The 22,868-nt window shown below is 64.2% G+C and carries 21 protein-coding genes; 8 read left to right on the top strand and 13 right to left on the bottom strand.

Annotated elements, in window-relative coordinates; genetic code table 11:
- The first annotated feature begins 76 nt into the window (after nt 1–76).
- The 4 genes from CRO75_RS07945 (at nt 77) to cmoB (ending at nt 3,085) form a co-directional block, all read left to right on the top strand.
- Nucleotides 77–469 (top strand): protease inhibitor I42 family protein, encoded by a 393-nt coding sequence (locus tag CRO75_RS07945; protein ID WP_097134922.1) that lies wholly within the window; start codon nt 77–79, stop codon nt 467–469.
- Between the two features lies 1 nt (nt 470).
- Complete coding sequence (locus tag CRO75_RS07940) at nt 471–1,106, top strand: lysoplasmalogenase (RefSeq protein WP_097134921.1); 636 nt, start codon at nt 471–473, stop codon at nt 1,104–1,106.
- 282 nt (nt 1,107–1,388) lie between these two features.
- Complete coding sequence (gene cmoA / locus CRO75_RS07935) at nt 1,389–2,132, top strand: carboxy-S-adenosyl-L-methionine synthase CmoA (RefSeq protein WP_009050613.1); 744 nt, start codon at nt 1,389–1,391, stop codon at nt 2,130–2,132.
- The gene (gene cmoB / locus CRO75_RS07930; protein WP_062824751.1) at nt 2,129–3,085 is read left to right on the top strand and encodes a tRNA 5-methoxyuridine(34)/uridine 5-oxyacetic acid(34) synthase CmoB; all 957 of its coding nucleotides are present in this window, start codon (nt 2,129–2,131) and stop codon (nt 3,083–3,085) included. Before cmoA ends, cmoB begins: the two co-directional genes overlap by 4 nt.
- 18 nt (nt 3,086–3,103) lie before the next feature.
- On the opposite strand, the gene tadA is transcribed toward cmoB, so the two are convergent.
- The 7 genes from tadA to treP form a co-directional block, all read right to left on the bottom strand.
- Nucleotides 3,104–3,592, bottom strand: a complete 489-nt coding sequence (gene tadA, locus CRO75_RS07925; protein ID WP_097134920.1) for a tRNA adenosine(34) deaminase TadA — start codon at nt 3,590–3,592, stop codon at nt 3,104–3,106.
- Nucleotides 3,592–4,968 (bottom strand): multicopper oxidase family protein, encoded by a 1,377-nt coding sequence (locus tag CRO75_RS07920; RefSeq protein WP_097134919.1) that lies wholly within the window; start codon nt 4,966–4,968, stop codon nt 3,592–3,594. The genes tadA and CRO75_RS07920 overlap by 1 nt, the downstream gene beginning before the upstream one ends.
- 260 nt (nt 4,969–5,228) lie before the next feature.
- Nucleotides 5,229–5,528, bottom strand: coding sequence for a PTS transporter subunit EIIB (locus CRO75_RS07915; protein WP_097134918.1), 300 nt, complete (start codon nt 5,526–5,528; stop codon nt 5,229–5,231).
- 2 nt (nt 5,529–5,530) lie between these two features.
- Complete coding sequence (gene ptsP, locus CRO75_RS07910; RefSeq protein ID WP_097134917.1) at nt 5,531–8,065, bottom strand: phosphoenolpyruvate--protein phosphotransferase; 2,535 nt, start codon at nt 8,063–8,065, stop codon at nt 5,531–5,533.
- A 60-nt stretch (nt 8,066–8,125) separates the two neighbouring features.
- On the bottom strand, nt 8,126–9,349 hold the full coding sequence (locus CRO75_RS07905) for a carbohydrate porin (RefSeq protein WP_085532235.1): 1,224 nt from the start codon (nt 9,347–9,349) through the stop codon (nt 8,126–8,128).
- A 107-nt stretch (nt 9,350–9,456) separates the two neighbouring features.
- Nucleotides 9,457–11,106: an alpha,alpha-phosphotrehalase gene (gene treC / locus CRO75_RS07900; protein ID WP_097134916.1), complete on the bottom strand. Its 1,650-nt coding sequence runs from the start codon at nt 11,104–11,106 to the stop codon at nt 9,457–9,459.
- A gap of 54 nt (nt 11,107–11,160) precedes the next feature.
- Nucleotides 11,161–12,603, bottom strand: a complete 1,443-nt coding sequence (gene treP / locus CRO75_RS07895) for a PTS system trehalose-specific EIIBC component (RefSeq protein ID WP_097134915.1) — start codon at nt 12,601–12,603, stop codon at nt 11,161–11,163.
- Between the two features lie 336 nt (nt 12,604–12,939).
- Between treP and treR the strand changes: the two genes are divergently transcribed.
- Nucleotides 12,940–13,644 (top strand): trehalose operon repressor, encoded by a 705-nt coding sequence (gene treR, locus CRO75_RS07890; protein ID WP_007929570.1) that lies wholly within the window; start codon nt 12,940–12,942, stop codon nt 13,642–13,644.
- 18 nt (nt 13,645–13,662) lie between these two features.
- Here the strand turns inward: treR and CRO75_RS07885 are convergent, their stop codons facing one another.
- From CRO75_RS07885 to CRO75_RS07860, 6 genes are all read right to left on the bottom strand, one after another.
- The gene (locus CRO75_RS07885) at nt 13,663–14,184 is read right to left on the bottom strand and encodes a DNA-binding protein (RefSeq protein WP_097134914.1); all 522 of its coding nucleotides are present in this window, start codon (nt 14,182–14,184) and stop codon (nt 13,663–13,665) included.
- Between the two features lie 2 nt (nt 14,185–14,186).
- On the bottom strand, nt 14,187–14,468 hold the full coding sequence (locus CRO75_RS07880; RefSeq protein WP_092417617.1) for a hypothetical protein: 282 nt from the start codon (nt 14,466–14,468) through the stop codon (nt 14,187–14,189).
- Between the two features lie 290 nt (nt 14,469–14,758).
- Nucleotides 14,759–16,336 (bottom strand): glutamine-hydrolyzing GMP synthase, encoded by a 1,578-nt coding sequence (gene guaA / locus CRO75_RS07875; RefSeq protein ID WP_007929562.1) that lies wholly within the window; start codon nt 16,334–16,336, stop codon nt 14,759–14,761.
- A 99-nt stretch (nt 16,337–16,435) separates the two neighbouring features.
- The gene (gene guaB, locus CRO75_RS07870) at nt 16,436–17,905 is read right to left on the bottom strand and encodes an IMP dehydrogenase (RefSeq protein ID WP_007929561.1); all 1,470 of its coding nucleotides are present in this window, start codon (nt 17,903–17,905) and stop codon (nt 16,436–16,438) included.
- Between the two features lie 195 nt (nt 17,906–18,100).
- Entirely contained in the window at nt 18,101–18,649 is a 549-nt protein-coding gene (locus tag CRO75_RS07865) for a sugar ABC transporter ATPase (RefSeq protein WP_097134913.1), read from the bottom strand.
- Nucleotides 18,650–18,793: 144 nt separating this feature from the next.
- Nucleotides 18,794–19,561 (bottom strand): sulfite exporter TauE/SafE family protein, encoded by a 768-nt coding sequence (locus CRO75_RS07860; protein ID WP_085532243.1) that lies wholly within the window; start codon nt 19,559–19,561, stop codon nt 18,794–18,796.
- A gap of 102 nt (nt 19,562–19,663) precedes the next feature.
- Between CRO75_RS07860 and CRO75_RS07855 the strand changes: the two genes are divergently transcribed.
- From CRO75_RS07855 to CRO75_RS07845, 3 genes are all read left to right on the top strand, one after another.
- Nucleotides 19,664–20,566, top strand: coding sequence for a LysR family transcriptional regulator (locus CRO75_RS07855; protein WP_097134912.1), 903 nt, complete (start codon nt 19,664–19,666; stop codon nt 20,564–20,566).
- Between the two features lie 93 nt (nt 20,567–20,659).
- On the top strand, nt 20,660–22,039 hold the full coding sequence (xseA, locus tag CRO75_RS07850) for an exodeoxyribonuclease VII large subunit (RefSeq protein ID WP_097134911.1): 1,380 nt from the start codon (nt 20,660–20,662) through the stop codon (nt 22,037–22,039).
- Nucleotides 22,040–22,042: 3 nt separating this feature from the next.
- Nucleotides 22,043–22,864: a peptidoglycan DD-metalloendopeptidase family protein gene (locus CRO75_RS07845; protein WP_009045430.1), complete on the top strand. Its 822-nt coding sequence runs from the start codon at nt 22,043–22,045 to the stop codon at nt 22,862–22,864.
- Nucleotides 22,865–22,868: the final 4 nt, after the last annotated feature.

The raw sequence follows: 22,868 nt of genomic DNA, 5'->3' as shown, positions 1-22,868 counted from the left end.
GTCTCGCCTGCCCCACCACATATTCCTCAATCTTCGGTTATGCTCGCCCTTTGTCATGACCGGAGCTTTCTGACCCATGTCACCGATTCGTCTGTTGCTGCCCCTCAGCCTCGCCCTGCTCGCCGCCTGCGCCAGCCAACCCAAGCAAAACGTTACGGTCGAGAACCAGAGCGAATGTCCAGTGCAACTGAGCAACGGGCAAAACCTGATCCTGACCCTGCCGAGCAACCCGACCACGGGTTATCGCTGGGCGATCCAGGACTCGGCCGGCGGCGTGCTGCGCAAAATCAGCCCCGAGGTCTACAGCAACCCCGAAGACAGCGGCCTGGTAGGCAGCGCCGGCCAGTCCACCTGGCGCTTCCAGGCCTTCGCCGCCGGCACCGGGCGCCTGCTGCTGACCTATCAACAGCCCTGGGCTCCGGAAGTCGCGCCGGTGAAAGCCTTCGACTGCGCCATTTCGGTCAAATGACATGGGCTGGCTGATCCTGGCGCTGATGGGCGCGGTGACCTTCCTCTACGGCCTGAGCATCCACGCCACCCTGCTGTGCCTGCTGGTCAAGCCGCTGCCGGTGCTGGCCCTGCTCGGCTGGTTGCACGATGCGCCCCCCAGCGACTATCGCCGCTGGATCAGCCTCGGCCTGTTGTTCTCCCTGCTCGGCGACGTGCTGCTGGCCTGGCCCGCCGACCTGTTCGTGTTCGGCCTCGGGGCCTTCCTGGTCGCGCACCTGGCCTATCTCAAGGCCTATACCAGCGATTGCCGGCGCCTGGCGCCCTTGCCCCTGCTGCTGGCCCTGGTCGTCGGCGCGGCGTTGCTGGGCATCCTGATCAGCCATGGCCTCGGCCCGTTGCTGGTGCCGGTAATCGTCTACGGCCTGGCCATCAGCGCCATGCTCTGGCGCGCCCTGGCTCGCCTGGGCAGCGAGGTGCCCAAGCGCTCGGCGCAACTGGCCGCCGCCGGCGCCGTGGCCTTCGTGTTCTCCGACAGCGTGATCGGCATCAGCCGTTTTGTGGTGGCCTTCGATGCCGCGCCCTACCTGATCATCCTCAGTTACTGGCTGGGGCAATGGGGGATCGCGGCGTCGACCTTCAGCCAGAAGCCCCGCTGAACCTGTAGCCCTGTAGCCGCTGCCGAGCCCGCGAGGCTGCGATCGGCTGCGCAGCGGCCGTAAAACCAGTCGCCACGGCTCTTCAGATAAACCCCATGCACAGGCTTGGCGAGGACTGCGTCCTCGTGCGCAGCCTCGCAAGCTCGGCAGCGGCTACAGGGCCACAGGTGGGCATCAACCTTGTGTCGCCCTTGAGGCCCCGAAGGCCCTTCGGGCCTTATCGCAGCCTGCGTCAGCGGCTACAATGCCGCCCCTCTTTCTATCTCCACCGCTGGAACCGCCGTGAGCAAAGAACCCGACCGCCTTTTCGCCCAGCCCCTGGCCCAGGTGCCCGACTTCGCCTTCAACGAGGACGTGGTGCGGGTGTTCCCGGACATGATCAAGCGCTCGGTGCCGGGTTACCCGACCATTGTCGAGAACCTCGGCGTGCTCGCCGCCCAGTTCGCCCAGCCCAACAGCGTGCTCTACGACCTGGGTTCGTCCCTCGGTGCCGTGACCCAGGCCCTGCGCCGCCATGTGCGCACCGACGGCTGCCGGGTGATCGCGGTGGATAACTCGGCGGCCATGGTCGAGCGCTGCCGCGAGTACCTCAACGGCCAGGACTCGATGTTCCAGGAGCTGTTGCCGGTCGAAGTGATCGAAGGCGACATCCTCGCCCTGGAATTCCAGCCGGCCTCGGTGGTGGCGCTGAACTTCACCCTGCAATTCATCGCCCCCGAACAGCGCCTGGCCCTGCTCGGGCGCATTCGCCAGGCGCTGCTGCCTGGCGGTGCGCTGATCCTCTCGGAGAAGCTGCGCTTCAACGACCCCGAGGAGCATGCGCTGCTCACCGACCTGCACATCGCCTTCAAGCGCGCCAACGGCTACAGCGAACTGGAAATCGCCCAGAAGCGCAGCGCCATCGAAAACGTCATGAAGCCCGACAGCCTCGAAGAACACCGCGAACGCCTGCTGGCCGCCGGGTTCTCGAAAGTCGTGCCGTGGTTCCAGTGTCTTAACTTTGCCTCGTTGATTGCCTTGCCATGATCGATCTGTCCCCCCTCGCCCGCCGTCTGGCCGGTACGCCGCTGGCCGACTGGGCCAACACCCTGCAAGCGCAACTCGACACCAAGATGGAAAAGGGCCACGGCGACCTGGAGCGCTGGCAGAGCGCGCTGGACGCCCTGCCGAAGATCCAGCCGAGCACGATCGACCTGCTCAATGGCCTGACCCTCGACACCGACTGCGACGACGCCACCCGCGCCCAGATGCGCAGCGCGCTGATGGGCCTGTCGCCCTGGCGCAAGGGCCCGTTCGACCTGTTCGGCGTGCATGTGGACACCGAATGGCGCTCGGACTGGAAATGGTCGCGGGTCGCGAAGCACCTGGACCTGCAAGGCAAACGCATCCTCGATGTCGGCTGCGGCAACGGCTACTACATGTGGCGCATGCTCGGCGCCGGCGCCCACAGCGTGATCGGCGTCGATCCGAACTGGCTGTTCTTCTGCCAGTTCCAGGCGGTGCAGCGTTACCTGTCGGAGCCTGCGGTGTGGCACCTGCCGTTCCCGTTCGAGGACCTGCCGCCCAATCTGGAAGGCTTCGACACGGTGTTTTCCATGGGCGTGTTCTACCACCGCCGCTCGCCGATCGAGCATTTGCTGGCGCTCAAGGACTGCCTGGTCAAGGGCGGCGAACTGGTGCTGGAAACCCTGGTGGTGGAAGGCGACCGGCATCAGGTGCTGGTGCCGGAAGACCGCTACGCGCAGATGCGTAACGTGTGGTTCCTGCCGTCGGTGCCGGCCCTGGAACTGTGGCTGCGCCGTGCCGGCTTCAGCGATGTGCGGTGTGTGGATGTGAGCGTGACCAGCGTCGAGGAACAGCGCGGCACCGAGTGGATGAAGTACCAGTCGCTGAGCGATTTCCTCGACCCGAACGATCACAGCAAGACCATCGAAGGCCTGCCGGCGCCGATGCGCGCGGTGATTGTCGCCAGGAAGTAATTGCAGAGTCTGGGCGGATCAGCGCGCCCGGCGCGCCTTGAAAAACTCGCTCAACACCGCGCCGCACTCTTCGGCCAGCACTCCGCCCTCGACCAATACCCGGTGGTTGAGAAAGCCCTGGCTGAAGAACTGCCCCTGGCTCTGCACGATGCCCGCCTTGGGCTCCAGCGCGCCGTACACCACCCGGGCGATACGCGAATGCACGATCAGCCCGGCGCACATGCTGCACGGCTCCAGGGTCACGTAGAGGGTGCTGCCGGGCAGGCGATAGTTGTCGAGCGCCTGGGCCGCGGCGCGGATCGCGACCATCTCCGCATGGGCGCTGGGATCGCTGCCGCTGATCGGGCAGTTGTAGCCGCGACCGATGATTTCCCCGTCCTGCACCAGCACCGCGCCCACCGGCACCTCGCCCAGGGCCGCGCCCTGGGCGGCCAGGGCCAGGGCTTCGCGCATGAAGTCCTGGTCGCGGCTGCGATCGATGATCCGGGCGGGGCGAATCTGCCGCATCAGCCCACCTCGATGGCGGCCATCAAGCCGGTTTCCATGTGGTCGATCACATGGCAATGGAACATCCACACCCCCGGGTTATCCGCCACCAGCGCCACCCGGGCACGCTCGTTCTTGCCCAGCAGGTAGGTGTCGGTGAAGTACGGGGTGATCTTCTTGCGGTTCGAGGCGATGACCTTGAAGCTCATGCCGTGCAAGTGGATCGGGTGCTGGTACTGAGTCATGTTCTTCAATTCGAAAATGTAGCTCTGGCCCTTCTTGAGCGTGGCGATCGGGCGGTCGGCGCAGGTCTTGTCGGTGATGTCCCAGGCCTTGCCGTTGATCTGCCAGAGGCTCGGTGGCTTGCCATTGTCCACGTTCACCGAGACCGAGCCAACCCACTCGAAGTTGAAGTTGAGCTTCTCGGCGTTATCCAGGTCCGGCTCGGCGATCGGGTTGGCCGGCAACGCCGGCGGCCACTCGGTCGGCGCGTCGCTGTTGGCCACCGAACGCAAGGTGCCCAGGCGCACCGGGCCGTTGCGCAATGACAGCTCTTCGCCGGCCGGCGGTGCCTTGATCGCCAAGCAAATGCGCATGCCCGGCCCCAGCCAGTACTCCTTGCCCAGCGGCCGCGGCTCGATGGGGTTGCCGTCCAGGGCGTAGATCTGCGCTTCGACACCCGGAATGTTGATGCGGTAGGTCAGGGTGTTGTCGAGGTTGAGCAGGCGCACGCGGGTGATCTGCCCGGCCGGGATCTCCACCACCGCCTGGGACACGCCATTGATGGTCGACAGGCGCCCCGCCGTGCCGCCACGCGCCGCCTCGCGGGGAATGCTGAAAGGCACGAAAGCGCCGGCTTCATCCACATGCCAGCTTTTCAGGCTCAGGGTGCGTTCGTACTTGAAGCCGGTGGGTTCGCGCTCTTCGATGATCAGCGGGCCGACCAGCCCGCGGCCCAGTTCTTCGCTGCTGTTGACGTGGGGGTGGTACCAGTAGCTGCCGGCATCCGGCACGCGGAACTTGTAGTCGAAGTATTCGCCCGGCATCACCGGCAATTGCGAGACGTACGGCACGCCGTCCATTTCCAGCGGCAGGCGGATGCCGTGCCAGTGGATGGTGGTGGCCACCGGCAGGTGGTTGATGAAGCGCACCCGCAGCCACTCGCCCTGGCGCACCCGCAGCTCGGTGCCCGGCGCGGACGGGCCGAAGGCCCAGGCTTCGGTCTTGAGGCCCGGCACCAGTTCCACGTCCAGCGGCGCGGCGATCAGTTGATAATCGTGGCCCGCCTCGGCGTCGGCCATCTTGCCCAGCCAGTAACGCGCCGCGCCGCCGGCGCCCACGCCAACCACTGCAAGACCGGCCAGACCACCGAGTATCTGTCGACGGGTAAAGGACATGGACTCAACTACCTCACGTATCCGCGGCGGGCCGAGGCCCGCAAAAGGCGAATACGATACACCCGCAGTTGAGAAACAGTAAGAGCGGCGCGGCGACCGGCCGCAGGCGTCACCGCCCCCGTAGCCGCTGCCGAGCCTGCGAGGCTGCGTACGGGCGCGCAGCGCCCGCCAAGGCATCCAACGTGGTGGCTCAGGTGCAACGCATTGCCTGGGTTGCGGACGCTTCGCATCCGTACGCAGCCTCGCTCGCTCGGCAGCGGCTACGTCGGAGATAAGCCGACGAGCAGATGCACCACGCCGCCGACCAGCGCCATCGCCCCGGGCACGCCGGCATTACGCAAGGCCGTGGCATCGAGCAAGGTCGGGTCATGCAATTCCACCCGCACCCGGGTCAGGGCCACGCGCTGCCGGGTCTTGAGGTTGTTGGCGCCGCCCAGCGCCGCAATCACGGCCTCGTCCAGGGCGGCGTCGTCCTTGTCCGGGGCCGTCGCTTTCGGCTGGTCGGGCACCAGGTCCGGGGTCAGGGCCTTCCAGAACGCCCGCTGCAATTTCTCGAACATGTTCAGTTCTCCAGAACCGGTGAAGGGGCCAGCGTCGATTGCCGATGCTGGTGCAAGGCGTCACGCACCTGCTCGGCGCTTTCCAGGCCGAGAATGCGCCCGGCGAGGGCCTGGCACTGGCTCAACTCGACCTCGCGCACGCCGGCCTTGATCGCCGGGATCAGCGGCACGCTGACCGACAGCTCGTCCACGCCTAGCCCCAGCAACAGCGGCACCGCCAGGGTTTCCGAAGCCAGCGCCCCGCACACGCCGACCCACTTGCCATGGGCATGGGCGGCCTTGACCGTGGAGGCGATCAGGCGCAGCACCGCCGGGTGGAAACTGTCGGCCTGGCTGGCCAGGCGCGGATGATCGCGGTCCATGGCCAGGGTGTACTGGGTCAGGTCGTTGGTGCCGATGGAGAAGAAATCCACCTCCGGCGCGAACAGGTCGGCCAGCAGCGCCGCCGACGGCACTTCGATCATGATCCCCAGCTTCGGCAATTCCTTGAGCCCCAGGGCCAGGGCTTCGTCCTCCAGCATCTGCCGCGCCTGGCGCAACTCCGCCAGCTGGCTGACCATCGGCAGCATGATATGCAGGCGAGCCAGCCCGGCGCTGGCGAGGATCGCCCGGAACTGTTCGCGCAACAGCTGCGGGCGCTCCAGGCACAGGCGAATCCCGCGCATGCCGAGGAAGGGGTTGGCTTCAGGCTCCATCGGCACATAGGCCAGCGGTTTGTCGCCGCCGACATCCAGGGTCCGCACCACCAGATTGCGCTCCGGCCCCAGGGCCCGGGCGATGGCGCTGTAGGTCGCGGCCTGTTCCTCGTGGCTCGGGGCGACGCCGCGGTCCTGGTAAAGAAACTCCGAACGCAACAGACCGACGCCCTCCCCGCCCAGGTCCATGGCCTGCTCGGCCTCGGCCAGCGAGGCGACGTTGGCCGTCACCTCGAAGTGATGGCCGTCGCGAGTCACCGCGGCCTGGGCCGACTGCTCCAGCTCCTGGCGCTGGCGCTGCTGTTGCTGCTGACGTCGTGCCTGCAACTGCGCGATCACCGCCGGCGCAGGCTCCAGGTGCAATTCACCCTGGTCGGCATCCAGCAGCACCGGTGTACCGCTGGCCAACGCCAGCACCTGTACCGGCAGGCCGCAGATCGCCGGCAACCCCAGGGCCCGGGCCAGAATCGCCACATGGCTGGTGGCCCCGCCGCCAACCGTGGCGAACCCCAGCACCTTGCGGGTATCGAGGCCGGCGGTCTGGGACGGGGTGAGCTGCTCAGCAATCAGGATCGCCTGCTCCGGCAGGGCCCAGGCGCTGTCCTGCACGCCCAGCAGCAACTTGAGCACCCGCTGGCCGACATCCATCAGGTCCAGGGCACGCTCGGCCAGCAACGGACTGCCTGACCCCTTGAACAGCTCGGCGGTGGCTTCGGTGGCGAGGTTCCAGGCGAATGCCGCGCTCTTGCCATCGCTGATCAGGGCCTGGGCCTGCTCCAGCAGGCTCGGGTCTTCCAGCAATTCCTGGTGAGCCTTGAAGATCTCGCCCTGGGCTGTGCTGGCGGCCTTGTCCCGCAGCGCTTGCAGGGCCTCGGTGGCCTGCGCCAGCGCCCGCTCCAGCTGCCCGCGCTGCGCGGCCTGATCGCTGGCGAACTCGACGATCTCAAGCTTCTGCTCGGCCACCTGCACCACTTGCCCGAAGGCCGAGCCCGTCGAGGCGCAGACGCCCCGCAGCAACTTGCCCGCTGGCGCCGCAACCGCCGCCACCGGCTCGGCGGCAATCGCCGTCACCGCCTCGCCACAACCACTCGCCAGCAACTTGGCCAGAGCCTTGATCGCCGCCTCGGCATCCTCGCCCGCCGCGCTGACCTGCAAGGCATCACCCTGCGCGGTCTGCAGCGCCATGATCGCCACCAGGGACTTGGCGTTGGCGCTGGCCTGCTGCTTGTGCAGGCAGATGTTCGCCTTGAAGCCCTTGGCCGCCTGGGCGAACACCGCCGCCGGGCGCGCATGCAGGCCATTGGGATTGGGCAGCAGCACAGGTTTGGAGAACAGTGTCTCGCCCTCCTCCTCGGGCTCCGCGCTTGGCGCAGTCTCGCCCAGGCTCAACTGCAACAACGGCTGGCCGCTGTCCACCAACGCGCTGTCCGCGGTCAGACAGGTGAACGGCTCGCCACTGACCACCAGCATCAGCGTCAACAGGCTGCGGGCATGCACGGCGATGTAGTCGGCATCGAACTCGATCAGCGGCTGCCCGGCCTCGACCCGCTGGCCCTCCTGCACCAGGCGGCTAAAACCCTTGCCCGCCAGGTTCACCGTGTCCAGGCCGATGTGCATCAGCACCTGCACGCCGTTGTCGTCGGTGATGCTCACCGCATGGCCACTGTCCTGCACGTTGCTGACCACACCGGCCAGCGGCGCGCGCAGGGTCTGCGAGGTCGGGTCGATGCACAGGCCGTCACCGATGACCCGGCTTGAGAACACCGGGTCCGGCACTTGCTCCAGGGGCATCAGCAGCCCGGACAGCGGCGCGAGCAGTTGCAATTGTTGGGTTGTAGCCATGACTTCACCTGCTGTTTGTTCTTGTAAGTGCCGATGGAGCGCGAGCCCCGACAGCATCGCTTATTTCCACCAGTACTCGACTTGCAATCCGACGTTCGCGCCATGCCTGGCGGTGCCGAAGGCGCCGGTATCGGACAGCGCCGAACCCGCCGCCAGCTCATTGGCCGCGCGCTTGGCGGCCTGGTTCCAACTGGCATAGGTGTAGTACAGACGCACCTCGGGGCGTGCCCAGAATTCCGGGCCCTTGGGCGACCAGGTCGGGGCAAAGGTGAACTTGCTGAGCTTGCGCGTGCCGCCGGGGGCCTCGACCTGATCGTGGCCCAGCTCGGTGACCAGTTTGAACTGCTCGCTGATCGCATAGGCCGGGCGGATGCCCAGGGAGATCCAGTTCTGGTCGTTGCCGTCGGGGCGGATGTCTTTCTGATAGATCGCCTCGACCTGCCCGCCAAACCGCGGGGTCAATTGCCAGTCGAAGAACTCCACCAGGCGGTAGCTCTTGCTGCTGTCGTCCAGTTGCACATTGCCGGTGTAACCCAGCCCGGTGCCCGGGCCTTCGCCGTACTGCAACGCCAGCTTGTTCTTGCCGCCGAGGAAGTCCTTTTGCACATGCTGGGCGGTGATCGCCCACCCCCGATGGGCGTCGCGACTGTCGGGCTTGTCGATGTAGCTCAGGCCCAGCTCCAGCTCGCCGCCGGGGTTGGTCTTGAAACCGGCGACGTTGAAGTCGTGCCGGTTGATGTAGTCCTTCTGGTACAGGTTGTCCTTGCGCGAGAAGGCATAACTGTATTTCAGATCGCCGATCAGCACGTCCTCGATGCCGCCGCCGGTGGCACTCTGGTTCCAGTAGTAGAAGTCGGAGATATGGATGTCGTTGCGCTTGTAGTAACGCCGGCCGGCCCACAGCGAGCCGCCATTGAGGCTGGGCATGTTCGACCACTGGGCATACATCTGCGGCATGCGCGCCGAGCCGTTGTCGCCCTGGAAGGTCAGGCTGCGGTCGTACTGGTTATACAACGACGCCATGGCATCGACACTGAGCACCGAGCCGTCGTCCAGGGTGTACAGGTCCTGGCGCAGCTCCAGCTCGGCATACTGTTCGCATTCGTTGCCCAGGCGGTATTTGGACTGCGCGCCGGGCAGCTGGAAACAGGATTGCGAGCTGCTGTTGACCGAGGTCCCGAGGCCGCTACGCAAGTAACCGGCGAACTCCAGGGCCTGGGCCGGGAACGGCAAGGCCAGGCAGACGCAAGAGGCTGCAAGACCGCGATTTATTGTTGTTTTCATAAGCCACCCCATTATTTTTATTCTGTGTGTGCCCCGCAGGCGCCGCCCTACCGGCGAGCGAAAGCTCGCGGTGTGCCGGGCACGCCGCGCTCATGCGGGGAAGGTTGTCAGCGGTCGATCAGGTGCAGGACAAAGGACTCGTAAGGCCGCAGGAACAGCTCGCGACTGCGGGTTTGATGGTCTGCGTAGTTACTGATGACCAGGCGCTGCTCCATGCGCTCGGCCATCACTCCCTCCGGCAACTGCACTTCACAGGCGTTGCCGTAGAAATTGTTCACCACCAGCAGGCGCTCGCCCTGGCCCTCGCGCAGATAGGCCCAGACCTGCGGGTGCTCGGCCAGCAGCTGGCGATACTCGCCGTCCTGGATCAGCGGCTCGCGACGGCGCAGGGCAATCAGTTGGCGGTAGTGGTGCAACACCGAATCCGGGTCTTCCAGCTGCTGCGCGACATTGATCCCCGCGGCATTGGCCGGCACGCCGATCCAGGGCTCGACGCTGCTGAAACCGGCATGGGCCTCGGTATTCCATTGCATCGGCGTGCGCCCGTTGTCCCGGGACTTCTGCATGATCGCCGCCATGTTGTCCGCTTCGTTGTCGCCGGTTTCGCGCTTGAGGCGGTAGATGTTCAGGGTCTCGACATCGCGGTATTGGTCGATGTGGGTAAAACCGGGGTTGGTCATGCCCAGCTCTTCGCCCTGGTACACGAACGGCGTGCCCTGGAGGAAGTGCAGCGCGGTGGCGAGCATCTTCGCCGAGACCACCCGGTATTCGCCGTCGTCGCCGAAACGCGACACCACCCGTGGCTGGTCGTGGTTGCACCAGAACAGCGCGTTCCAGCCACCGCCGGCCTGCATGCCGCTCTGCCAGTCGGAGAGGATGCGCTTGAGCTGGAGGAAGTCGAAATCGGCGCGAATCCACTTCTGCAGGTTCGGGTAATCGACCTTCAGGTGGTGGAAGTTGAAGGTCATCGACAGCTCTTTCGACTCGGGCTGCGAGTAACGAATGCAGTGCTCGAGGCTGGTGGAAGACATCTCGCCGACGTTGATCAGGTCAAAGCCCTCGAAGACCTCGCGATGCATCTGCTGCAGGTACGGGTGCACGTTCGGGCCGTCGGTATAGAAGCGTCGACCGTCGCTGGCGTCTTCCGGGAAATCGGCCGGCTTGGAGATCAGGTTGATCACATCCAGGCGGAAACCGCCTACGCCCTTGTCGCGCCAGAAACGCATCATCTTGAACACTTCGGCGCGCACCTGGGGGTTGTCCCAGTTGAGGTCGGCCTGGGTATGGTCGAACAGGTGCAGGTAGTACTGGCCGGTCTGCGCTTCGTATTCCCAGGCGGAACCGCCGAACTTGGACTCCCAGTTGTTCGGCTGGTCGCGCCAGATATAGAAGTCGCGATACGGGTTGTCGAGGCTGCTGCGCGCCTGCTGGAACCACTCATGTTCGATGGAGGTGTGGTTGACCACGATGTCCAGCATCAGCTTGATGCCGCGCTTGCCGGCCTCGGCGATCAGCAGCTCGCAATCGGCCATGGTCCCGTAGCTCGGGTCGATGGCGTAGTAGTCGCTGATGTCGTAGCCGTTGTCGCGCTGGGGCGAACGCAGGAACGGGGTGAGCCACAGGCAATCGACGCCCAGCCAGTGCAGGTAGTCGAGCTTGTCGACCACCCCCAGCAGGTCGCCGGTGGCCTGGCCGCTGTGGCTGTAGAAACTCTTCGGGTAGATCTGGTAGATCACCGAACGCTGCCAGTCTTGCATGGCGGGCTCCTTCAATGGGTTGGGTACTGGCCCTGGGGGCCTTGTCGCGATCTGTCAGGCGACGCGATACCCCGGCCGGATGATCTTCATGCTCAAGCCGCAGGTCAGCACGAACGGCACCACCAGGGCGACGACCATGCCGACCACGAACATCGGGATGTACTGGGGAATGATCGAGATGAATCCCGGCAGCCCGCCGACGCCGATGGCCGAGGCCTGGACCTTGTTCAACGAGAGGAAAATGCAGCCCAGCGCCGAGCCGATCAGCGCGGCGTAGAACGGGAACTTGTAGCGCAGGTTGACCCCGAACATGGCCGGCTCGGTGATGCCGAAATAGGCGGAGATCGCCGAGGTCGAGGCCATGCTGCGGTCCCGCGCGTTGCGGCTCATGCTGAACACCGCCAGCGCCGCGCTGCCCTGGGCCAGGTTGGACATGACGATCATCGGCCAGATGAAGGTGCCGCCCTGGGTCGAGATCAGTTGCAGGTCCACGGCGAGGAACATGTGGTGCATGCCGGTGATCACCAGCGGCGCGTAGAGCAGGCCGAAAATCGCTCCACCGACCATTGGCGCCAGTTCGAACAGGGTGACCACGCCTTCGGTGATCAGGATCCCCAGGTGCCGGGTCACCGGGCCGATCACCGCCAGCGCCAGCACGCCGGTGACCACGATGGTGGTGATGGGCACGACCAGCAGGGTGATCGCATTCGGCACCCGCGCCCGCAGCCATTTCTCGATGACGCTCATGACATAGGCCGCCAGCAGGATCGGCAGGATCTGCCCCTGGTAGCCGACCTTCTCGATCTGGAACAGACCGAAGATGTCGAAGTACGGCAGGCTCTGGCCCTCCAGCCCGGCCACGGCCTTGCCGTAGTTCCAGGCATTGAGCAGGTCGGGGTGCACCAGCATCAGGCCCAGCACGATGCCGAGGATTTCGCTGCCGCCAAAGCGCTTGGCCGCCGACCAGCCCACCAGTGCCGGCAGGAATACGAAGGAGGTGTTGGCCATCAGGTTGATCAGGCTCCACACGCCATCCAGGGTCGGATAGGCCTCGAGCAGGGTCCGGTCTTCGATGAACATGCCCTTGGCGCCGATCAGGTTGTTCACCCCCATCAGCAGGCCGGCAATGATCAGCGCCGGCAGGATCGGCATGAAGACATCGGAAAACACCCGCACCAGACGCTGCATGGCGTTGGTCTTGTCGGCGCCCTTCTGCTTGACGTCGGCGATGGTGGAAGCGGCCAGCCCGGTGAGTTGGCGCAACGCGGCATAGACCTTTTCGACTTCGCCGGGGCCAATGACCACCTGGAACAGGCCACCGGTGAAAAACGAGCCCTTGACCAGATCGATCTGGTTCAGCGTCGCGCTGTCCACCCGGCTCGGGTCCTTGAGCGCCAGGCGCAGGCGGGTGACGCAATGCGCGGCTTGTTCGAGGTTGTCGGCGCCACCGAGGCTGTGCAGCAACTCGCTGGCGATCGTGGAGTAATCGTGGCTCATGCTTGTTCTTCCGCTTTGGTTTTTTGTTATTGGCAGCACGCCGAAGCGAAAAATACTCGTCTGTACGAGTTAAAGCAACAACTCGTACAGACGAGTTTGCCGGCATCGCTCCGAAACCCAGGTCGCAGGCAGTTTCTGCTGCGCAAAAACGGCTCTAGATCCACCCTCTCCGGCAGAGCGCGCCATGCGCGACAGAAAATTCTTAAACTGCTGTAAGGTGTTTCATTGCCATTTCGACACCCGCAGTCAGGCGTTCGACCCAAGCCCTCAAATAGACAAATCCGCTCACGGCCCTTAAGGTTCCCGCCTTGAGCGCAGACGGCACAGAGCCATCCCATGAGTAAATACAACCAGATCTACAGCGATCTGCTTGCCAGCATCACCACCGAGCGCCTGGAACGCGGCGCTCGTCTGCCTTCCGAAACCGAGTTGATGGACAGCTACCAGGCCAGCCGCGGCACCGTGCGCAAGGCCATCGAGCAGCTGCAGGAGCGCGGCTTCGCCCAGAAGATCCACGGCAAGGGCACTTTTGTGCTGTCGCCGCACCCGATCGAGTTCCAGCTGGGCGGCATCGTCAGCTTCCAGGAAACCTATCCGCGCCTGGGCAACGACGTCAGCACCGAGGTGGTGGAGTTCACCCAGTTTCCCCTCGAAGGCGCGTTGCGCGAACACCTGCAGGCGGAAGAAGGCAGCCTGATCACCCGCATCAAACGGGTGCGGCGTATCGATGGCAAACGGGTGATTCTCGACATCAACCACTTCGTCGCCGAGTTGATCCCGGGGCTGGACCGGCAGATAGCCGAGCATTCGATCTACGCCTATATCGAGCAGACCCTGCAATTGCAGATCAGCTACGCCCAGCGGACCATCGAGGCCACCCCGCGCACCCGGGATGACCAGCAACACCTGGACCTGGAGGGCCAGAGCCACGTGATAGTGGTCAGCAACCAGACCTTCCTGCAGGACGGCCGGCAGTTCGAATACACCGAATCACGCCATACCCTGGACAAGTTCTACTTCTCGGACGTCGCCCGACGCTGACCACCGCGGCAGGCCCGCTCAGCCCAGCAGCGCCACCAGTTCGGCGCTCGGGGTGCCGACCCGCCGGGCCTCCTTGGCGACGTTCACGGATTGCGCGACCCGCGCCACTTCTATCACCGGATGCTGCAACTCGTAACTGCCCCGGGCCGCCAGCCAGCTCAGCACTTCCGCCAGATGCCAGAGCGAGGCACTGCCCTCGTGGATCGCCAGGGGGAAACTGCCGGCATGGTTGAGCATCAACTTGCGCATGTTCTGCCGGGAGACCCCGACGATATCGGCAATCTCGCTCAGGCCGACGAAATCCGGGCTGGCCTCTACCAGCCGCGCATCCGGAATGATCCGCTTGATATCGCTCAGGGCACTGAGCAGGGCCGCTTCGCCGCTTTCGGCCTCGCGGCTGAACTCCAGCGCCAGGCGCCCCGCCAGCCCGGTACCGACCAGCGCGTCGGTGCAGCCCCCCGCGCCAAGGCGCTCCACCAGCACGTCCGGGTCGCAGTCGTGGGCGGGCAGCAGGTAGTTGAGGGTAAACAGGTATTCCATGGTCATGACTCCCGACGAGGTTGCGGGACTTTCCCGCCGCGCAGCTGATTCAGCGTGCAGTTGTCGATTACCCGGCACAGTGCCCGGGCATGCTGGAGGGGGTTTTTCGGCGTGCTCCACACACTGGTGATGCAGAACTCGCCGCAACGACACACCTCGCTGTTGTAAGGGCAGTAGATCCTGCCCCAGGCATGACCACCGCCGACTTCGACGCGCCAGCCCTGCCATTCGGCGTAGCGCAGCGCCATTTCAATGTCTTTCCTGGGATGAGGTGTGCGAGCCATCCATGGCCTCCAGTCTCGTCAACAATGAAAAGATTGTCAACTGACAACCACGAATTCTTTCAACGCCTGCGCCGGCATCGCCAAAGGCCGCCGCTGGGCGTTCGATGAATGTCTGTCGAGGGTACACAGGCCAGGCGGGCGACGATGGGCCCAAGTCTTTCCTGGTATTGCGGGAGGGCTGGAAAGCGGGCTTTTTAAAGACCCTGAAACACAAATGGCGATCGACACCCGAAGGTCTCGATCGCCATTGCTGTTGCCTGAACGATCAGTTGCCGATCACTCGACCGAGATCATTCCCACTCGATGGTGGCTGGCGGCTTGCTCGACACGTCGTAGGTGACGCGGGAGATGCCTTCGATCTCGTTGATGATCCGGCCGCTGACGGTTTCCAGCAGCTCGTAAGGCAGGTGCGCCCAACGCGCGGTCATGAAGTCGATGGTTTCCACGGCACGCAGGGCCACGACCCAGGCATAACGACGGCCGTCACCGACCACGCCCACCGATTTCACCGGCTGGAACACCACGAACGCCTGGCTGACCTTGTGGTACCAGTCGGCCTTGCGTAGCTCTTCGATGAAGATGTGGTCGGCGCGACGCAGCAGGTCGGCGTATTCCTTCTTCACTTCGCCAAGGATACGCACGCCCAGGCCCGGGCCCGGGAACGGGTGACGGTAGACCATGTCGTACGGCAGGCCCAGCTCCAGGCCCAGACGACGGACTTCGTCCTTGAACAGCTCGCGCAGTGGCTCGACCAGCTTGAGGTTCATTTCTTCCGGCAGGCCGCCCACGTTGTGGTGCGACTTGATCACGTGGGCCTTGCCGCTCTTGGCGCCCGCCGACTCGATCACGTCCGGGTAGATGGTGCCCTGGGCCAGGAACTTGATGTTGTCCAGCTTGCAGGATTCGGCATCGAACACGTCGATGAAGGTACGGCCGATGATCTTGCGCTTCTTCTCCGGGTCGGCTTCGCCGGCCAGGTTGTTGAGGAACTGCTCCTCGGCGTTGGCGCGGATCACCTTGACGCCCATGTTCTCGGCGAACATGGCCATCACTTGCTCGCCTTCGTGCAGGCGCAGCAGGCCGTTGTCGACGAAAACGCAAGTCAGCTGGTCGCCGATGGCCTTGTGCAGCAGGGCCGCAACCACCGAGGAATCGACGCCGCCGGACAGGCCGAGCAGCACGTTGTCGGTGCCGACCTGGGCACGCACCTGGGCAATGGCGTCTTCAGCGATTTTCGATGGGGTCCACAGGGCTTCGCAGCCGCAGATGTCGAGGATGAAGCGCGACAGGATGCGACCGCCCTGCTTGGTGTGAGTCACTTCCGGGTGGAACTGCACGCCGTAGTAACGCAGGTCGTCGTTGAACATGCCGGCGATCGGGCAGCTCGGGGTGCTGGCCAGGATGTGGAAGTCTTGCGGCATCTTGGTGACCTTGTCACCGTGGCTCATCCACACGTCGAGGCCGAACAGGCCGTCGGCGTCGACGTGGTCTTCGATGCCGTCCAGCAGGCGGCTCTTGCCGACCACATCGACGCGGGCGTAACCGAATTCACGCAGTTCGGAACCCTCGACCTTGCCGCCCATTTGCTCGGCCATGGTCTGCATGCCGTAGCAGATACCGAAGACCGGCACGCCCAGGTCGAACACCGCTTGCGGGCAACGCGGGCTGTTGGCTTCGTGCACGGACTCGGGGCCGCCGGCGAGAATGACGCCTTTGGGAGCGAATTCGCGAATCGCTTCGTCATCCATGTCGAACGGATGCAGTTCGCAGTACACGCCGATTTCACGCACGCGACGGGCGATCAATTGGGTGTACTGAGAACCGAAATCGAGGATCAGGATGCGGTGGGCGTGAATGTCGAGGGCCATGATTCAGTCTCGTCTAGGTAATTCGAAAACAGTCGTGATTCAGAAACGACTCGGGGCTGAATAAAACAGCCCCGGTCATTTAACGTTTTGCTTGAAGCATCAACCTACGCGGTAGTTTGGCGCTTCCTTGGTGATCTGCACGTCATGGACGTGGGATTCAGCCATGCCGGCGCCAGTGATGCGTACGAACTCTGGCTTGGTGCGCATTTCTTCGATGTTGGCGCTACCGGTGTAGCCCATGGAAGAACGCAGGCCACCCATCAGCTGATGGATGATAGCGGTCAGGGTGCCCTTGTAGGGAACACGGCCTTCGATGCCTTCCGGAACCAGCTTCTCGGCACCCGCGGAGGAGTCCTGGAAGTAACGGTCGGAAGAGCCCTGGGCCTGGGACATGGCGCCCAGCGAACCCATGCCGCGGTAAGCCTTGTACGAACGACCCTGGAACAGTTCGATTTCGCCTGGCGCTTCTTCGGTACCGGCGAACATCGAGCCCATCATCACGCAGGAAGCACCGGCGACGATGGCCTTGGACAGGTCACCGGAGAAGCGGATGCCGCCGTCGGCGATCAATGGAACGCCGGTGCCTTCAAGGGCCGCGGCGACATTGGCGATGGCGCTGATTTGCGGTACGCCGACACCGGCGACGATACGGGTGGTGCAGATCGAGCCAGGGCCGATACCGACCTTGACCGCATCGGCGCCCGCCGCGGCCAGGGCCTTGGCTGCGGCACCGGTGGCGATGTTGCCGCCGATCACCTGCACTTGCGGGTAGTTCTCCTTGACCCAGCGAACGCGATCGATCACGCCCTTGGAGTGACCGTGGGCGGTGTCGACCACCACCACGTCCACGCCGGCATTGACCAGGGCGGCAACGCGGTCACCGGTGTCTTTACCGGTACCGACGGCAGCCCCTACGCGCAGACGACCTTGATCGTCCTTGCTGGCCAGCGGGTAAGCCTTGGCTTTTTCGATGTCGTTGACGGTCATCATGCCTTTGAGGGCGAACTTGTCGTCGACGATCAGCACGCGCTCGATGCGGTGCTTGTGCAGCAGTTCGCGCACGTCGTTCTTGTCGGCGCCTTCCTTGACCGTGACCAGGCGCTCTTTAGGCGTCATCACTTCACGGACGCTGGCGTCCAGGCGGTTTTCGAAACGCACGTCACGGGAAGTGACGATGCCGACCAGGTCGCCATCGTGCAGTACCGGAACGCCGGAAATGTTGTGCATGCGGGTCAGTTCGAACAGGTCGCGCACCGTGGCGTCAGCCTCGATGGTGATCGGGTCTTTGACGACGCCGGCTTCGAACTTCTTGACCTTGCGGACTTCGGCAGCTTGCTGCTCGATGGTCATGTTCTTGTGGATGATGCCGATGCCACCTTCCTGAGCCATGGCGATTGCCAGACGGGCTTCAGTGACGGTGTCCATTGCGGCGGAAACCAGTGGAATATTCAGCTCGATGCCACGGGTAAGACGGGTCTTGAGACTGACTTCGTTAGGAAGCACCTCGGAATAACCGGGCACTAGGAGAATGTCGTCGAAGGTCAGAGCTTCTTGGCTGATACGCAGCATCGCGGGGGCTCCCGAGCGGGAAAATGGAAGCGCGCCATTATACTCAGACACCTACCCGGGCTCAATGTAAAACTCTGTCTATTATCAACGGGGTGATGGATGGGGAATTTGCCGGAACGCAGCGTCTGTTTCGCGAACAGACATGACACCTGCCGATGATGAATTCCCCCCCCGGAACCGGCTGCCGAAATCGCCTTACAACTCCACCTTCACCCAGCTCACCGGCTGATCCAGCCATTCGGCGAACTCGTCGAGAAAGCTCTGCTTGAACCCGGCCTCTGCCCAATTGTTGAAGATGAAACCGAGGTTGGAAAACCCGCACTCCTGCAAGAACAGAAAGCCATTGATGTCATCTTCATGCCCGCACTCGGGGCAAGTGAAGTTATCGGTGCGCCCGGGCATCCAGTCTTCCAGGCTCTCGAACAGCGCCTCCCCCACTTCCTGGCGGCACTCGGCGCAACCCGCTTCCTCGAGAAACCCTTTGGCCGGGGTATAGATGCAGCGCTTGGTAATGATTTCCAGGCCGTTGACCGGTTCACCGAAGGGCAAGGCCTCCGGGCGCAGCACCACATCCCGCGCGCCTGGGGCGATCGCATGCGCCATGCGATTGCCGGTACGGCCACAGGTGCTCAAGGCTTCCTCGACGATATTCTTGCGCACCAGCCAACGCACGATCGCCCGGGCGCGGGGTTCGTGAACCGGCAAGGTGGAGATTTTCGGGACGATGATGCTTTGCGAGTTCATGGATGGGGCCTGAAGCGTTTGAAGGGAAGTCTGCGTCGCCTGCTCGAACAGTACCGTCAGCGAGCCGATACCTGCCAATAAGTGTAGAAGTCGGCGTGCCTGGCAAATCCGAGGGCCCGCAGCTTAATCCCTGAACCCCACAGGTCAAGTGCTCAGGTAACGACCGACCAGGGCAATGCCGCTGGCCAGCACCAGCCAGGTCACCAGCCGGACGAACGCCTCGCGGGACAATCTCATGGTCAGCCGCCGGCCAATCCACAGGCCCAGGGCCATGGCCGGCAACAAGCACAGCGCCAGCACCAATAAAGGCAGCTGCGCATAAACGCCGGCAATGGCGAACAGGCTCAGGCGTACCACCGTGCTGCAACTGATCAATGCACTCTGGGTAGCCCGCGCCGCATCCTTGGGCAAGCGGCTGTTCAAATAGATGGCATATAAAAAGCCGCCACTGCCGAACAGCGCGCCGAACGTTCCACCCACGGTCCCCATGGGAATCGCCCAGCCCGCCGCCAGCGCCTTGGGCCTTGCCTTGACCCAAAGGCTGTACACCGCATAAGCACTGATAAACAGCCCCATCAACAGCAGCAACACATCGGACTTGAGGTTGAGCAGGAAGATCACCCCCAGGGTGCAGCCCAGTGCCATGCACGGCAGCAGGCGCAACAGCTCGGAGCGATCGACATCCCGCCGCGACGGCAGGAGATTGCCAAAGGCCGCGACAAAATCCAGCAGCACCAACAGCGGGATTATCTTCGACAGCGGCATGAACAGGATCAGCACCGGCCCGGCCACCAGCGCCGTACCGAACCCGGCGATGCCAAAAACGATATACGCCAGTGCGATCCCCAGGCCGATCGCCAACCAGCCACTCGTCCCCCACGACCACTGCCCCAACAACTCGACCATGCTCATCGATTCGCCTTCCTCCTTTAATCGAGGAATGACTTTAGCCAGCCACAAGCCTTGCGACTAATATCATCAAAGCCATCTACCCATCTCAAAAAGGCATGACGCGTGATTTCAACCCGCCAACTGCGCTACTTCGTGGAAATCGCCGACAGCGGCAGTTTCAGCGCCGCCGCCGAACGCCTGTTCATTGCCCAGTCCGCCCTCAGCCGGCAGATCAAGGAACTGGAAACCCACCTCAAGACCCCGCTGTTCGAACGCACCGCGCGCCTGCCCAGGCTGACGGCGGCGGGCGAGGCGTTCTACCCGCGCGCCCGCAACCTGCTCGATGAGCTGAACAAGGCCAGCGAACTGGCGACCCAGGTCGGCCAGGGGCAGCTGGGGACATTGCGCCTGAGCCACTCCAGCACAGTGTCCATGAGCGGCCGCTTGCTGCGGGCCATCAGCGGTTACCTGGAGCAGTGCCCGGGGGCCTCGATGGATATCGCCACCCTGTCTTCCGAAGCGCAATTGGAGGAAGTCGCCGAAGGCCGGCTGGATATCGGCCTGCTACGACTGCCGGTACTGCGCCAGCGCGAGGGCGTGCAGATCACGCCGCTGTTCAGCGAACGCCTGCTGCTGGCCGTGCCGCCGGGCCACCCTCTGGCAGCAGATCCTCCCAAGCAGGGCGTGGATCTGGCGCAACTGCGCGACGAAGCCTTTATCTCCATTCCCCATCCGCAGCGTGGCGGCCTGAGTTACCTGTCGGCCGAGCTGTGCATGCGCCAGGGCTTTTTCCCCAAGGCGGCGCGGGTGCTGTCGCGCAAGACCACGCAGTTGCAGTTGATCCAGGCCGGATTCGGCATCGCCCTGCTGCCCGAGTCGATGCGTGACATCGCTCCCGCCAGCCTGCACTTCCTGCCCTTGGCGGACCCGGCCTGCCAGAGCACGGTCGCCCTCGCCTGTCGGCAAGATCCGACACCTTTGGTCATGCAGTTCATCGAACACTTCCACAACGCTCTCACGCCCTAACCGCCGAAGGCGTATTCGAGGCCGGCAAAGGCATCGTCTCCTTTTGTTTCGATCCATGGAGATTGTTTGCCGAATGCCTTTAAACTGCGCCCCATGATTAAAGATCCCTTTGCAAGACTCGGCCTGGACCGCGAAGTCCTGACCGTCAGCCAGCTCAACGGCCGTGCGCGGGTGTTGCTGGAAGACGTGTTCAGCAACATCTGGGTCGAAGGCGAAATTTCCAACCTCGCCCGCCCGGCGTCCGGCCATGTGTATTTCACCCTCAAGGACAGCAATGCCCAGGTGCGCTGCGCGCTGTTTCGGCAAAATGCCGCGCGGGTGCGCCAAGCGTTGAAGGATGGCCTGGCGGTCAAGGTACGCGGTAAGGTCTCGCTGTTCGAAGGCCGCGGCGACTATCAACTGATCCTCGATACGGTCGAACCGGCCGGCGACGGCGCCCTGCGCCTGGCCTTCGATGCGCTGAAGGAAAAGCTCAGCGCCGAAGGCCTGTTCAGCAGCGAACGCAAAGTGCCACTGCCCGCTCATCCGCAGCGCATCGGCATTATCAGTTCGCCGACCGGGGCGGTGATTCGCGACATCATCAGCGTGTTCCGGCGCCGAGCACCACAGGTGGCCCTGACCCTGATCCCTACCGCCGTGCAAGGCCGCGAGGCGACCGCGCAGATCGTCCGCGCCCTGAAAATGGCCGATGCCCGGGGCTTCGACGCGCTGATCCTGGCCCGTGGCGGCGGCTCCCTGGAAGACCTCTGGTGCTTCAACGAAGAAGCCGTGGCCCGGGCGGTGGATGCCTGTGTCACGCCGATCGTCAGCGCCGTGGGTCATGAAACCGACGTATCGATCAGCGACTTCGTCGCCGACGTGCGTGCCCCGACGCCTTCGGCGGCCGCCGAATTGCTCGCGCCGAACTCCAGCGACCTGCAACACCGGGTCGAAAGCCTGCATCGACGCCTGGTGATGCGCATGCGCGATCGGTTGCTGCGTGATCGCCTGCGCCTGGAAGGCATGGCCCGGCGCCTGCGTCACCCAGGTGAGCGCCTGCGCCAGCAAGCGCAGCGCCTGGACGACCTGGACATGCGCATGCGCCGGGCGTTCGAGCGCAGCATCAATACCCGCCGCGAGCGCCTGATCCGCCTGGAAACCCGGCTCGCCGGCCAACACCCCGGGCGTCAGCTGGCGCTGCTGCGGCAACGCCTCGACAGCCTGGCCGAACGCCTGCCACGGGCCATGCGCGAAGGTCTGAAATCCCGTCGCCTGCAACTGCAAAGCCAGATGCAAACCCTGCATGTGGTCAGCCCGCTGGCCACCCTGGGCCGTGGCTACAGCATCCTGCTGGACGAACGTGGCCAGGCCATTCGCAGCGCCGCACAGACCCAGCCGGGCCAGCGTCTCAAGGCCCGGCTCGGCGAAGGCGAACTGCAGGTCCGGGTCGAGGACAATCACCTGACGCCTGTCACCCTTTCTTTACTGGATTGATCCATGCCGCGTTTTCTGAGCTCCCTGCTGTTGCTGTGCCTGACCTTCAACGCCCACGCCGATAGCTACATCACGCGCCTGCTGAACAAACCGGTGCCCGGCGGCGTGGCGGTGATCGATCTGGGCAGCGCCGCCCAGGCTCCCAAAGCCAGCTACCAGGGAAAACCGCTGCTGGTGGTCAAGGAACAGAACAACTGGCTGGCGATTGTCGGCATCCCGCTGACCGTCAAGCCGGGCACCCAGCAGATCAGCGCTGGCGGTCGCAACCTGAACTTCAGTGTGGGCAGCAAGAAATACCCGGAACAGCACATCACGCTGAAGAACAAACGCCAGGTCAACCCCGATCCGGCCGACCTCAAGCGCATCGACGCCGAGTTGGCCGAGCAGGTCCGCGCCTACCGCAGTTTCAGCCCCAACACCCCGAGCAACCTGCTGCTGGACAAGCCGGTGAGCGGCCCGCTGTCGAGCAAGTTCGGCGTCCGCCGCTTCTTCAACGGTGAGGAGCGCAACCCGCACGCCGGGCTGGACTTCGCGGTACCCGCCGGCACGCCGATCAAGACGCCGGCGGCCGGCAAGGTGATCCTGATCGGCAATTACTTTTTCAACGGCAACACCGTATTCGTCGACCACGGCCAGGGCTTTATCAGCATGTTCTGCCATATGTCGAAGATCGACGTGAAGGTCGGCCAGCAACTGGCCCGCGGCGGCGTGGTCGGGAAAGTCGGCTCCACCGGGCGCGCCACCGGGCCGCACATGCACTGGAACGTCAGCCTGAACGATGCCCGGGTCGATCCGGCGATCTTTATCGGGGCCTTCCAGCCCTGAGCCG

The organism is Pseudomonas sp. LAMO17WK12:I10, from assembly GCF_900215185.1.
In the GTDB taxonomy this organism is placed as follows: Bacteria; Pseudomonadota; Gammaproteobacteria; order Pseudomonadales; family Pseudomonadaceae; genus Aquipseudomonas; species Aquipseudomonas chlororaphis.
This window is presented reverse-complemented; position numbering and strand designations above follow the sequence as displayed.

Excerpts from the sequence above, each read along its gene's own strand:
- treP (WP_097134915.1), bottom strand. The coding sequence starts at position 12,603 with ATGAGCCACGATTACTCCACGATCGCCAGCGAGTTGCTGCACAGCCTC.
- cmoB (WP_062824751.1), top strand. The coding sequence starts at position 2,129 with ATGATCGATCTGTCCCCCCTCGCCCGCCGTCTGGCCGGTACGCCGCTG.
- CRO75_RS07945 (WP_097134922.1), top strand. The coding sequence starts at position 77 with ATGTCACCGATTCGTCTGTTGCTGCCCCTCAGCCTCGCCCTGCTCGCC.
- tadA (WP_097134920.1), bottom strand. The coding sequence starts at position 3,592 with ATGCGGCAGATTCGCCCCGCCCGGATCATCGATCGCAGCCGCGACCAG.
- CRO75_RS07885 (WP_097134914.1), bottom strand. The coding sequence starts at position 14,184 with ATGGAATACCTGTTTACCCTCAACTACCTGCTGCCCGCCCACGACTGC.
- CRO75_RS07865 (WP_097134913.1), bottom strand. The coding sequence starts at position 18,649 with ATGAACTCGCAAAGCATCATCGTCCCGAAAATCTCCACCTTGCCGGTT.
- CRO75_RS07845 (WP_009045430.1), top strand. The coding sequence starts at position 22,043 with ATGCCGCGTTTTCTGAGCTCCCTGCTGTTGCTGTGCCTGACCTTCAAC.
- CRO75_RS07915 (WP_097134918.1), bottom strand. The coding sequence starts at position 5,528 with ATGTTCGAGAAATTGCAGCGGGCGTTCTGGAAGGCCCTGACCCCGGAC.
- guaA (WP_007929562.1), bottom strand. The coding sequence starts at position 16,336 with ATGGCCCTCGACATTCACGCCCACCGCATCCTGATCCTCGATTTCGGT.
- CRO75_RS07860 (WP_085532243.1), bottom strand. The coding sequence starts at position 19,561 with ATGAGCATGGTCGAGTTGTTGGGGCAGTGGTCGTGGGGGACGAGTGGC.
- ptsP (WP_097134917.1), bottom strand. The coding sequence starts at position 8,065 with ATGGCTACAACCCAACAATTGCAACTGCTCGCGCCGCTGTCCGGGCTG.
- CRO75_RS07940 (WP_097134921.1), top strand. The coding sequence starts at position 471 with ATGGGCTGGCTGATCCTGGCGCTGATGGGCGCGGTGACCTTCCTCTAC.
- CRO75_RS07880 (WP_092417617.1), bottom strand. The coding sequence starts at position 14,468 with ATGGCTCGCACACCTCATCCCAGGAAAGACATTGAAATGGCGCTGCGC.
- treC (WP_097134916.1), bottom strand. The coding sequence starts at position 11,106 with ATGCAAGACTGGCAGCGTTCGGTGATCTACCAGATCTACCCGAAGAGT.
- guaB (WP_007929561.1), bottom strand. The coding sequence starts at position 17,905 with ATGCTGCGTATCAGCCAAGAAGCTCTGACCTTCGACGACATTCTCCTA.
- xseA (WP_097134911.1), top strand. The coding sequence starts at position 20,660 with ATGATTAAAGATCCCTTTGCAAGACTCGGCCTGGACCGCGAAGTCCTG.
- CRO75_RS07905 (WP_085532235.1), bottom strand. The coding sequence starts at position 9,349 with ATGAAAACAACAATAAATCGCGGTCTTGCAGCCTCTTGCGTCTGCCTG.
- CRO75_RS07920 (WP_097134919.1), bottom strand. The coding sequence starts at position 4,968 with ATGTCCTTTACCCGTCGACAGATACTCGGTGGTCTGGCCGGTCTTGCA.
- treR (WP_007929570.1), top strand. The coding sequence starts at position 12,940 with ATGAGTAAATACAACCAGATCTACAGCGATCTGCTTGCCAGCATCACC.